This window comes from Streptomyces sp. NPDC051243 (assembly GCF_044455405.1).
GTDB lineage: Bacteria > Actinomycetota > Actinomycetes > Streptomycetales > Streptomycetaceae > Streptomyces.
In genome coordinates this window covers 36,339-47,687 of sequence record NZ_JBITES010000012.1, presented here as the reverse complement: position 1 = coordinate 47,687, position 11,349 = coordinate 36,339, and the positions used below count along the sequence as shown (strand labels likewise).

At 70.1% G+C, this 11,349-nt stretch carries 10 protein-coding genes; 2 read left to right on the top strand and 8 right to left on the bottom strand.

The features are described from left to right. Nucleotides 1-129: 129 nt before the first annotated feature. Entirely contained in the window at nucleotides 130-573 is a 444-nt protein-coding gene (locus ACIBAG_RS29260; protein ID WP_399109032.1) for a hypothetical protein, read from the bottom strand. Nucleotides 574-761: 188 nt separating this feature from the next. Here ACIBAG_RS29260 and ACIBAG_RS29255 point away from each other — a divergent pair, with 188 nt between their 5' ends. Continuing rightward, nucleotides 762-1,571, top strand: a complete 810-nt coding sequence (locus ACIBAG_RS29255) for an SAM-dependent methyltransferase (protein WP_399109030.1) — start codon at nucleotides 762-764, stop codon at nucleotides 1,569-1,571. A gap of 75 nt (nucleotides 1,572-1,646) precedes the next feature. Here ACIBAG_RS29255 and gatB read toward each other — a convergent pair whose 3' ends face one another. The 5 genes from gatB to ACIBAG_RS29230 all read right to left on the bottom strand — a co-directional run bounded on the left by gatB (nucleotide 1,647) and on the right by ACIBAG_RS29230 (nucleotide 5,848). Next, nucleotides 1,647-3,161 carry an Asp-tRNA(Asn)/Glu-tRNA(Gln) amidotransferase subunit GatB gene (gene gatB, locus ACIBAG_RS29250; protein ID WP_399109028.1) on the bottom strand — a complete coding sequence of 505 codons (1,515 nt, stop codon included), beginning with the start codon at nucleotides 3,159-3,161 and terminating at the stop codon, nucleotides 1,647-1,649. Nucleotides 3,162-3,176: 15 nt separating this feature from the next. Further along, nucleotides 3,177-3,416 carry a hypothetical protein gene (locus ACIBAG_RS29245; protein ID WP_399109026.1) on the bottom strand — a complete coding sequence of 80 codons (240 nt, stop codon included), beginning with the start codon at nucleotides 3,414-3,416 and terminating at the stop codon, nucleotides 3,177-3,179. Then, on the bottom strand, nucleotides 3,413-4,909 hold the full coding sequence (gene gatA / locus ACIBAG_RS29240) for an Asp-tRNA(Asn)/Glu-tRNA(Gln) amidotransferase subunit GatA (protein WP_399109024.1): 1,497 nt from the start codon (nucleotides 4,907-4,909) through the stop codon (nucleotides 3,413-3,415). Before gatA ends, ACIBAG_RS29245 begins: the two co-directional genes overlap by 4 nt. A 2-nt stretch (nucleotides 4,910-4,911) precedes the next feature. Continuing rightward, entirely contained in the window at nucleotides 4,912-5,208 is a 297-nt protein-coding gene (gatC, locus tag ACIBAG_RS29235) for an Asp-tRNA(Asn)/Glu-tRNA(Gln) amidotransferase subunit GatC (RefSeq protein ID WP_031485327.1), read from the bottom strand. Between the two features lie 268 nt (nucleotides 5,209-5,476). Then, entirely contained in the window at nucleotides 5,477-5,848 is a 372-nt protein-coding gene (locus tag ACIBAG_RS29230) for a DUF4267 domain-containing protein (protein WP_399109023.1), read from the bottom strand. A gap of 87 nt (nucleotides 5,849-5,935) precedes the next feature. On the opposite strand from ACIBAG_RS29230, the gene ACIBAG_RS29225 reads away from it, so the two are divergent. Beyond that, nucleotides 5,936-6,520 carry a TetR/AcrR family transcriptional regulator gene (locus ACIBAG_RS29225; protein WP_399109021.1) on the top strand — a complete coding sequence of 195 codons (585 nt, stop codon included), beginning with the start codon at nucleotides 5,936-5,938 and terminating at the stop codon, nucleotides 6,518-6,520. Between the two features lie 126 nt (nucleotides 6,521-6,646). On the opposite strand, the gene ACIBAG_RS29220 is transcribed toward ACIBAG_RS29225, so the two are convergent. Together ACIBAG_RS29220 and ligA are read right to left on the bottom strand one after the other, a co-directional pair. After that, nucleotides 6,647-8,881 carry a putative bifunctional diguanylate cyclase/phosphodiesterase gene (locus ACIBAG_RS29220; protein WP_399109019.1) on the bottom strand — a complete coding sequence of 745 codons (2,235 nt, stop codon included), beginning with the start codon at nucleotides 8,879-8,881 and terminating at the stop codon, nucleotides 6,647-6,649. Nucleotides 8,882-9,153: 272 nt separating this feature from the next. Further along, nucleotides 9,154-11,346 (bottom strand): NAD-dependent DNA ligase LigA, encoded by a 2,193-nt coding sequence (gene ligA, locus ACIBAG_RS29215; protein ID WP_399109018.1) that lies wholly within the window; start codon nucleotides 11,344-11,346, stop codon nucleotides 9,154-9,156. Between the last annotated feature and the right edge of the window lie 3 nt (nucleotides 11,347-11,349).

Sequence of the window (11,349 nt, the reverse complement as noted above, 5' to 3'; positions counted from 1 at the left end):
GCGATGTGAAGCAAACTCTCGCAGGCGGAAAAGATCGTTTGCCGCGTTGGTGGGTTTATTCACAAGAATGGGAGGCAGATCACAGGACAGTAACGGTCACTCTGTCATTGCTGAGTGACGCCTTTCACATCAGTCGAACTGGTCTCCGAGCGCCATCACCATCACGCCGGCGACCAGCAGCCACAGCGCCCGCCGGGTCCGACCCCGCGATCCGAGGAACGCGGCGAGCGCGCAGACGGCGGCGCCGAAGGCATAGGCGGCCGGGACGAGGGCGGGGGCGGGGGCGGATCCGGTGGCCCGCAGCACCGACGCGGACAGCCCGGCGAGGGCGAGCAGCGCCCCGGTCACGGCAGCCGTCCAGCGGGCCCGCCGCGCCACCTGCGCCGGGTCCTCGGTGTCCTCCGGATCTTCGGTGTGCTCGTCGTCTTCCGGAACGCAGGTCTGCTCGTCGGCTTCCAGAACCTCGGTGTGCTCGTCGGCTTCCAGAACCTCGGTGTGCTCGTCGTGTTCCAGAACTTCGGTGGGCTCGTCCTCCCGTGTCTCGGATATCTCGGAATCACCACGTCCACTCATGGCGGGCGAGCGTAGCGCGTCGCGCCGGAAAACCGGATGCGGGGCCGTATGGCGGACTGCTAGCTTCCGAAGGTCAGCCACTGATGCGGCACACCGCCGCCGACCTGGGCAGGTGCATTGTTTGAGCGTCCGGCCGAGCTCCTCCGTATCCCCTTCCGCCTTCCAGGACTCAAGGAGCCCGTTCACCGATGCCGGACATCACCCCGAGGACCTCGACGAGTGAGGACCTCGCCAAGCGGCTGACCCACGCCCGCTACCCCCGCAGCAACAGCTACGACGTCCGCTGGGTCATCGAGAACCAGATGGGCCCGAACGCACTCTGGCTGCTGGAGTGGCTGGCCCCCGCCCTCGGCCTGGACGCCCTGCGCCCGTGCGCACGCGTCCTCGACCTGGGCTGCGGCCGGGCGATGACCTCCGTCTTCCTGGCCAGGGAGTACGACGCCCAGGTCACCGCCGCCGACCTGTGGATCAAGCCCGACGACAACGCCAAGCGCATCGCCGAGGCCGGTTTCGCCGACCGTGTGCTGCCCGTGCACACCGAGGCACACGACCTGCCGTTCGCCGAGGGCGGCTTCGACGCGATCGTGAGCATCGACGCGTACCACTACTTCGGCACCGACGACCTGTATCTGCCCACGCTCACCCGCCTGTTGAAGCCCGGCGGGCGGATCGGCGTCGTCGTACCGGCGCTACGGGAGGAACCGGACGGCGTCGAGCCACCGGACCATCTCAAGCCGTGGTGGGAGCCCGACTTCTGGTCCTTCCACACCGCCGACTGGTGGCGACGGCACTGGACGCGCAGTGGCGCCGTCGAGGTCGAGGCGGCCGACTGGCTGGACGACGGCTGGCGGGACTGGCTGCTGTGGTGCGACGTGGTCGCCGAGGAGAGCCCCGAGGAGTTCCACCGCACGATGGCCCGCCGGAACGCCGAGATGGTGCGGGCGGACGAGGGGCGCGCGCTGGGCTTCGTACGCCTCGTAGGACGCCGTAAGGCATAAACCGCGAGCAGCCCCAGGCACGGCAACGGCCCCGGAGGACCCTTGGGTTCTCCGGGGCCGTACACGTGTTGACGCTCAGCCCTCGCTGACGCCCAGCTTCTCCAGGATCAGCTCCTTGACGCGGGCCGCGTCGGCCTGACCCCGGGTCGCCTTCATGACCGCGCCGACCAGGGCGCCGGCCGCGGCCACCTTGCCGCCGCGGATCTTGTCGGCGATGGCCGGGTTGCCGGCGATGGCCTCGTCGACGGCGGTGCCCAGGGCACCCTCGTCGGAGACGACCTTCAGACCGCGCTTGTCGACGACCTCGTCCGGCGTGCCCTCGCCCGCGAGGACGCCCTCGATGACCTGGCGGGCCAGCTTGTCGTTCAGGTCGCCCTTCGAGACGAGCTCGGAGACCCGGGCGACCTGCGCCGGGGTGATGGCCAGCTCGTCCAGCGTCTTGCCCGACTCGTTGGCGCTGCGCGCCAGTTCGCCCATCCACCACTTGCGGGCGGAGCCGGCGTCGGCACCGGCGTCGATGGTCGCGACGATCGGGTCCAGGGCCCCGGCGTTGAGGATCGCCTGCATGTCGACGGCCGAGATGCCCCACTCCGCGAGGAGCCGAGTACGGCGGGCCAGCGGCAGCTCGGGGAGCGCCGCCCGGATCTCCTCGACCCACTCGCGGGAGGGGGCCACCGGCACCAGGTCCGGCTCGGGGAAGTACCGGTAGTCCTCGGCCTCTTCCTTCACGCGGCCCGAGGTCGTGGACCCGGTGTCCTCGTGGAAGTGGCGGGTCTCCTGGACGATCGTCCCGCCGCCGCTGAGGACGGCCGCGTGGCGCTGGATCTCGTAACGGGCCGCACGCTCCACGGACCGCAGCGAGTTGACGTTCTTCGTCTCCGAGCGCGTGCCGAACTTCTCGCTGCCCTTGGGCATCAGCGAGAGGTTCACGTCGCAGCGCATCTGGCCCATCTCCATGCGGGCTTCCGACACGCCGAGCGCCTTGATGAGCTCGCGCAGCTCACGGACGTACGCCTTCGCCACCTCGGGAGCACGCTCGCCCGCGCCGACGATCGGCTTGGTGACGATCTCGATGAGCGGGATGCCGGCGCGGTTGTAGTCGAGCAGCGAGTGCGAGGCGCCGTGGATACGGCCCGTCGCGCCACCGACGTGCGTCGACTTGCCGGTGTCCTCCTCCATGTGGGCGCGCTCGATCTCCACGCGGAAGGTGTCGCCGTCCTCCAACTGCACGTCGAGGTAGCCGTTGAAGGCGATCGGCTCGTCGTACTGGGAGGTCTGGAAGTTCTTCGGCATGTCCGGATAGAAGTAGTTCTTCCGGGCGAAGCGGCACCACTCGGCGATCTCGCAGTTCAGCGCGAGACCGATCTTGATCGCGGACTCGACGCCGGTCGCATTGACGACCGGGAGCGAGCCGGGCAGGCCGAGGCAGGTGGGGCAGGTCTGCGTGTTGGCGTCCTGACCGAGCGCGGTCGAACAGCCGCAGAACATCTTGGTCTTGGTGCCGAGTTCGACATGGACCTCGAGGCCCATGACGGGGTCGTACGACGCCAGCGCGTCCTCGTACGACACCAGGTCGGTCGTGGTGGTCACGGTGAAACTTCCCTCTCAGCCCAGCAGGACGTCGTCGTCGCCCAGCCGCTTCAGCTCGCGGTAGAGGATGGCGAGGCCGGTGACGATGGCAACGGCGGACACGCCTGCGTCGATGAGCCGCAGCGTGTCGCTCTCCACGCGGGCCTTCTTGGCCTGCTTGACGACACTGACCGCACCGAACGCGGTGGTGGCCATGGACAGGTACAGACCGGACTTGGACTTCTTGAAGTCCTTGGCCTTGGACAGCTTGCTCACAGCGACGGAGCCTCCTCCAGAAGCGGGTGCCCCCACCTTTCCACGAAGGCGGCCTCGACGGCGGCGCCGACCTTGTACAGGCGTTCGTCCTTCGTCGCCGGGGCGATGATCTGCAGGCCGACCGGGAGGTTGTCCTCCGGGGCCAGACCGCAGGGCAGGGACATGGCCGCGTTGCCCGCGAGGTTCGTCGGGATGGTGCACAGGTCGGCGAGGTACATCGCCATCGGGTCGTCGGCGCGCTCGCCGATCGGGAAGGCGGTGGTCGGCGTCGTCGGCGAGACGATCACGTCCACCTGCTCGAAGGCCTTTTCGAAGTCGCGCGTGATGAGCGTGCGGACCTTCTGGGCGCTGCCGTAGTACGCGTCGTAGTAGCCGGAGCTGAGCGCGTACGTGCCGAGCATGATGCGGCGCTTCACCTCGGGGCCGAAGCCCGCCTCACGGGTGAGGGAGGTGACCTCCTCGGCGGAGCGCGTGCCGTCGTCGCCGGTCCGCAGGCCGTAGCGCAGGCCGTCGAAGCGGGCGAGGTTGGAGGAGCACTCGGAGGGCGCGATGAGGTAGTACGCCGACAGTGCGAGGTCGAAGGACGGACAGTCCAGCTCGACGATCTCGGCGCCCAGTTCCTTCAGCAGCTCGACGGACTCGTCGAACCGCTGGATGACGCCGGCCTGGTAGCCCTCGCCGCGGAACTGCTTGACGACGCCGACGCGCATGCCCTGGACGCTGCCGTTGCGGGCGGCCTCGACGACCGGCGGGACGGGCGCGTCGATCGACGTCGAGTCCAGCGGGTCGTGACCGGCGATGACCTCGTGCAGGAGCGCCGCGTCCAGGACCGTACGGGCGCACGGCCCGCCCTGGTCGAGGGAGGACGAGAAGGCGACCATGCCGTACCGCGAGACGGCGCCGTACGTCGGCTTCACGCCGACGGTGCCGGTGACGGCGGCCGGCTGGCGGATGGAACCGCCGGTGTCGGTGCCGATGGCGAGGGGCGCCTGGAAGGAGGCGAGCGCGGCGGAGGAGCCACCGCCGGAGCCGCCGGGGATCTTCGTGAGGTCCCAGGGGTTGCCGGTCGGCCCGTAGGCGCTGTTCTCGGTGGAGGACCCCATGGCGAACTCGTCCATGTTGGTCTTGCCGAGGATGACGACGTCGGCGGCCTTGAGCTTCTTGGTGACGGTGGCGTCGTACGGCGGGATCCAGCCCTCGAGGATCTTCGAACCGACGGTGGTCGGGACGCCCTCGGTGGTGAAGATGTCCTTCAGTGCGAGGGGGACGCCGGCCAGCGGCCCGAGCTTCTCGCCCTTGGCCCGCTTCTCGTCGACGGCACGGGCCTGGGCGAGGGCGCCCTCGCGGTCGACGTGCAGGTAGGCGTGCACCTTCTCGTCGACGGCCTCGATGCGGGCGAGGTGGGCCTCGGTGACCTGCACGGCCGTGAGCTCACCGGAGGCGATCTTCGCGGCGGTCTCGGCGGCGGTGAGCTTGATGATGCTGTCCGTCATGGTCAGTCCTCCCCCAGGATCTGCGGCACCTTGAAACGCTGCTGCTCCTGGGCCGGGGCGCCGGAGAGCGCCTGCTCGGGGGTGAGCGACGGACGGACCTCGTCCACGCGCATGACGTTCGTCAGCGGGAGCGGGTGCGAGGTCGGCGGTACGTCTTGGTCGGCGACCTCACTGACGCGGGCGACCGCGCCGATGATGTCGTCCAGCTGTCCCGCGAAGTGCTCGAGCTCTTCGGGCTTCAGCTCCAGACGCGCCAGCCGGGCGAGGTGGGCGACCTCCTCGCGCGTGATGCCAGGCATGCAGCGATCCTCTGGGGTGAGTGTGTGGTTTGGGGCTGGGGCTGGTCGTCCCGTTCCCGTCGTCCGCCCGAAGGGCGGGTCGTGCGGCGTCTGGTGCGTGCGATCGCAAGGTGCCGGAGCGTCCTCGTGGCGGAGCCACGTGGACGATTCGGCAACGCGGCGAGCGTGCGTGCCGGGCGTCGCGCGACAGACGGGAATGGGACGACTAGCCCCAATCCTATGGGGCCGGGCCGCATGCCCGTGAAACGGTTTCCGGGGTGCGGCTCCGCTAGACCAGGAACAGCAGGGCGGCGCTGATCAGTACGACCACCGCGGTGGCGAAGTGGATCCCGAACGCGGTGGCCTTCGGACCGCCGTGCCGCAGCACTATCAGCGTGTCGCAGAGCGGCACGATCGCCACGGCGAGCATGAACCACGCCTCGGCGCGGGCGCCGACGAAGAAGAGCAGGGCCAGGCCCACCAGGCCGAAGGTGCCGTCGCGCAGCCCCTTGATCGAGAGATAGGCACCCGCGTCGCCGTCCGGCCGGGCGGGGACGCCGTAGCCGGTGGCGGCGGAGGCGGGCTGGAACAGGAACCGGTAGCCGAGGAACAGGCAGAACAGATTCAGGACGACGGCCAGGGTGTACGCGGTCACGGTCATGTCTTCTCTCCTCGCTAGCAGCGCTAGGTACAGGAGCGAAGCTAGCAGAGCGTCGACAGATTGGCTAGCGCTGCTAGAATTCAGGCCATGTCCATCCAGACGCGCCGCGAGCGCGAACGAGCGGAACGCGAGCGGCTGATCGTCACGGCCGCGCGGGAGCTGGCCGAGGCCGAGGGCTGGGAGGCGGTCACCACGCGCCGCCTGGCGGCCGAGATCGAGTACAGCCAGCCCGTCCTCTACAGCCACTTCAAGGGCAAGGAGGCGATCATGGCGGCGGTGGCGGTGCAGGGCTGCGCGGAGCTGGCCGTCGAGTTGCGTACGGCGCGTGAGGCGGCGAAGGGCAGGCGCGGGGCGCTGGCCGCGGTGGGTGAGGCGTACACGGCCTTCGCGCGGCGCCGACCGGCTCTGTACGACGCGATATTCACCCACCGCGTGGACCTGCCGTTCGCCACGCCCGAAGCACCGGCCCCCTTGCAGGAGGCCTTCGGTGAGCTGAGGCAGGCCGTCGAGCCGATCGCGGCCGAGGGCGACGACATCGGCCTGCTGACGGAGACTTACTGGGCCGGCCTGCATGGCCTGGTGACGCTGATGCGGAGCGGGCGGCTGCCGGAAGGGGCACATGAGCAGAGGCTGGAACTGCTCACCGGGCACTTCAGCGGCGCGCTTCGCTGACGAGGCCGCGAGGGGGGTGCCGTCATACGCGGTCTTTCGTCCGCGGGCCCGTCGTGGCTTGTCGCGCCCACGCGGCGGAGCCGCCCAGCTGCGCAGCCCCGCGTCCCTGAAGGGGCGCGTTTGCCGTTACTCGGCGGCAGGAAGGGCCGCCCTTGGGCGCTGCCAACCACGCGATCCTCGCGCCCGCAGCCAGGCCGTCGTCTCTTCCGGAGGCATCGCCGCGGCGACCAGCCAACCCTGAACCGCGTCGCAGCCCAGGTCCCGCAGCCGTTCCCAGGTCTCATCGTCCTCCACGCCCTCGGCGACGACGAGCAGGCCGAGCGAATGCGCCAGATCCACCGTGCAGCGCACGATCTCCGCGTCCTCGGTGTCCACCGCGAGCCGCGCCACGAAGGAGCGGTCGATCTTCAGCTCGCTCACGGGCAGCCGTCTGAGGTGCACGAGGGACGAGTACCCGGTGCCGAAGTCGTCCAGGGACATCTTCACGCCGTGCCCGGTCAGCCCGGCGAGCGTGTCGGCGGCACGCTGCGGGTCCTCCAGGAGGACGTGTTCCGTTATCTCCAGCTGGAGCGCTCCCGCCGGAACACCGTGCCGGGCCAGCCGCGCGGCGACCGAGCCCGCGAAGCCGGGGGTGTGGACGTCACGGGGCGAGACGTTGACCGCGACCGGCACGTACAGCCCCTGCGAACGCCACCGCGCCACCTGACCGAGCGCCGTCTCCAGCACGTACTCCGTCAGATGCGGCATCAGCCCCGACGACTCGGCGATCGCTATGAACTCGTCCGGCGGCACCTTCCCGCGCTCCGGATGCACCCAGCGGACCAGCGCCTCGAGACCGGCGACCTGTCCGTCGAAGCGGACCTTCGGCTGGTAGTGCAGTTCGACCTCGTGCGCGTCGAGCGCTCGGCGCAGATCCCCCAGCAGGCCGAGCCGGTCCGGGGTGTTGGAGTCCCGCTTGGACTCGTAGACCTCGACGCCCGTGCGGTCCCGCTTCGCCTGGTACATCGCCACGTCCGCGCGCCGCAGCATCCCCTCGGCGTCGAGCGCGTGGTCCGGGAATACGGCGACGCCCGCGCTGGCCTCCAGGACCAGGGTGAGCCCGTCGAGGTCGAGCGGGGAGCTGAGGGCCGTGACGAGGCCGCGGGCGACCCGGGTCGCGGACGTCGTGGAGTCGGCGACCGGCAGTAAGACGGCGAACTCGTCGCCGCCGAGCCGCGCGGCCTCCGCTCCGCGCGGCAGGGCGAGGCGCAGCCGGTCGGCTATCTGCAACAGCAACCGGTCTCCGGCCAGATGACCGAGCGTGTCGTTGACCGATCGGAAGCGGTCGAGGTCGATCAGCATCAGGGCGGACCGGGCGCCGATGCGCTCGGCGTCGTCGAGCGCGGTCCAGATCCGCTCCAGCAGCCACTGCCGGTTGGGCAACCCGGTCAGCGGGTCACGCAGTTGCTCCTCCGCCCTGGCCCGGGCGATCCACAGCGTGGAGTCGAGGGCGATGAGGGGGATGGAGAACAGCGGCAGCAGCAGGGGCTTGGCGATGGCGACGACGCACACCAGCGGCGCGATGCCGAGCAGCGCCACGGCGACCAGGCCCTGCCGGACCAGGGCGGTGCGGGCCACGGTGGGCAGACCGCCGCGCGGGGCGTGCAGATACCAGAGCAGGACGCGGGTGACCGCCAGATAGGCGGCGGCGACGAGCACGACGCCGGGGGCGGTGTACAGCGTCCAGGTGTCGGGGTTCCAGGGGTTCTCGACGGTCGGCACGCGGCCGAAGGCGGCCAGCACGAGGGCGCCCGCGGCGATGCCGAGGATGTCCACGGCGCCGTGCAGCACGCCCTGGCGCCAGCGGCCCCGGCGGGCGATGCCGACCAGGACGACGACGGTGAGACTGACCATGCCGGCCGGCACCCAGCCGTACAGCATCAGCACGGCGAGGGTGAGGGCGGCGCCGGAGCCGGTGCCGCCCCACCAGCGGGCGCGGCCGAGGGCGACGAGGTGGCCGACGATGATGCCGGTCAGCACCGCCAGGGACCAGCCGACGGTGCCGGACGGGAAGAGGGCATGGCTGCCGGTGAACGCCCGGTAGAACCCGGCGCCGAGGACGAACCCGGCCGCCGCGACGATCGCCGCGGGCAGCGCGGGCCAGGACAGGTGCCGTTCGTGGTCGGAGCCCGGCAGCCCGGCGGTGCGCTCGGCGCCGAGCCGCACGGCGGCATGGCCGTCCGTCACGGTGTGCGGCCCGGCGGCGCTCCCCGCGCCTCTTTCCGCGCGCGAACGTTCCGCGCTCCGCGCCGCCCACCCCCGCCATGCGCCGGCGATCCGGCGCAGCCGTGAGTCCGGGGCGGCACTCTCGGTCGGTTCCATTCCCGTCCCTCTCACAGCCGGCGGTGCCCACGCCACGCGGCCCGATGCCCGACAACAACCTTCTACGGCACCGCGTTGGAAAGCCCTTCCCCCCGCCCTGCAAAGCACTTCGAGAGCAAGGGAATGCCCCGACCGCAGCTGGGCACGGCAGGCGCACCCCTCAACAGTAGGCCGCAGAAGGCTTTCACGGGCAGCGGTCGTCGACGGTTGCCCGAATGCGCCCCAGCCACCCGTATGCATCTGGTATGCGCCTATCGGGTGGTCTTCAACCGTTACTCCTCTGTCGGGAGCGCAACTTCGGCCGCCGCGTCGGGCCCCTGTTCCAGCAGGACGTTGAATCCGTCCTCGTTCAGAACAGGCACCTTGAGCTGCATGGCCTTGTCATATTTGGAACCCGGGCTGTCACCCACGACAACAAAGGAAGTCTTCTTCGAAACGGAACCGGTTACCTTCGCTCCGCGGCTTTGCAGCGCCTCCTTGGCTCCGTCACGGGTGAAGTTCTCCAGCGTGCCGGTGACGACGACGGTGAGCCCTTCCAGCGGGCGGGGTCCCTCGTCCTCGCCGGAGCCCTCCTCCTCCATGCGGACGCCGGCGGCCTTCCACTTGCGAAGGATCTCCTGGTGCCACTCCTCGGCGAACCACTCCTTGAGCGAGGCGGCGATGATCGGGCCGACGCCGTCGGTGTTCGCCAGCTCCTCCTCACTGGCCTGTTCGATACGGTCGATGGAGCGGAACTCACGGGCCAGCGCCTCCGCGGCGACCGGGCCGACGTGACGGATCGACAGGCCGGTGAGGATGCGGGCGAGCGGGCGCTCCTTGGCCGCGGCGATGTTCTCCAGCATCGCGACCGCGTTCTTCTTCGGCTCGCCCTGCTGGTTGGCGAAGACCGTGGCGATCTTCTCCTCGCCGGACTTCGGGTCGCGCTTGGGCAGACCGCTGTCCTGGTCGAGGACGTACGCCTTGATGGGCAGCAACTGCTCGACGGTCAGGTCGAACAGGTCGCCCTCGTCCACGAGCGGCGGCTCGGCCGGCTCCAGCGGCTTGGTGAGCGCGGCGGCGGCGACATAGCCGAAGTGCTCGATGTCCAGCGCCTTTCGGCCCGCGAGGTAGAACAGGCGCTCGCGCAACTGGGCCGGGCAAGTGCGGGCGTTCGGGCAGCGCAGGTCGACGTCGCCCTCCTTCATGGGCCGAAGCGCCGTACCGCACTCAGGGCACTCGGCCGGCATCACGAACTCGCGCTCGCTGCCGTCGCGCAGGTCGACGACCGGCCCGAGGATCTCCGGGATGACGTCACCGGCCTTGCGCAGCACCACGGTGTCGCCGATGAGGACACCCTTGGCCTTGACGACGTCCTGGTTGTGCAGGGTGGCGAACTCGACCTCCGAGCCCGCGACCGTGACCGGTTCGACCTGGGCGTACGGCGTGACCCGGCCCGTACGGCCCACGCCCACCCGGATGTTGATGAGCTTGGTGTTGACCTCCTCCGGCGCGTACTTGTACGCGATCGCCCAGCGCGGGGCCCGCGAGGTGGAGCCCAGTCGGCCCTGGAGGGGGATCTCGTCGAGCTTGACGACGACTCCGTCGATCTCGTGCTCCACGGAGTGGCGGTTCTCGCCGAAGTACGCGATGAACTCCCGCACGCCGTCGAGATCCTCGACCACCTTGTTGTGCCGGGCGGTGGGCAGGCCCCAGGTCTTGAGGAGGTCATAGGCCTGGGAGAGGCGGGTGAGGCCGTCGGAGCCCTCCAGGGCGCCGATGCCGTGCACGACCATGTGCAGCGGGCGGGTGGCGGTGACGCGCGGGTCCTTCTGACGGAGCGAACCGGCGGCCGCGTTGCGCGGGTTGGCGAAGGGCTTGTCGCCGGCCTCGACCAGGCGGGCGTTGAGCTCCTCGAACTTCTCCATCGGGAAGTAGACCTCGCCGCGGATCTCCACGAGGTCGGGGATGCGGTCACCCTTCAGCCGGTCCGGAATGTCCGCGATCGTACGGACATTGGGCGTGATGTCCTCGCCGGTGCGGCCGTCGCCGCGCGTCGCCGCGCGGGTGAGGCGGCCGTGTTCGTAGGTGAGGTTGACGGCGAGGCCGTCGACCTTGAGCTCGCACAGGAAGTGGTACTTGGAGGTGCCCACGTCCTTGTGGACGCGCTCGGCCCACGCGGCCAGCTCCAGGTCGTCGAAGGCGTTGTCCAACGACAGCATGCGCTCGCGGTGCTGGACCGCCGTGAACTCCGTCTCGTACGCGCCCGCGACCTTCTGGGTCGGCGAGTCCGGGGTGCGCAGCTCCGGATACTCGTCCTCCAGCGCTTCGAGCGAGCGCAGGAGCTTGTCGAACTCCGCGTCGCTGATGACGGGAGCGTCCTTCACGTAGTACCGGAAGCGGTGCTCCTCGATCTGCTCAGCGAGCTTCGCGTGCTTCTCCCGCGCCTCGGCGGGCACCGTCGTCTCCGCTTGCTTGTCGCCGGCCACCGT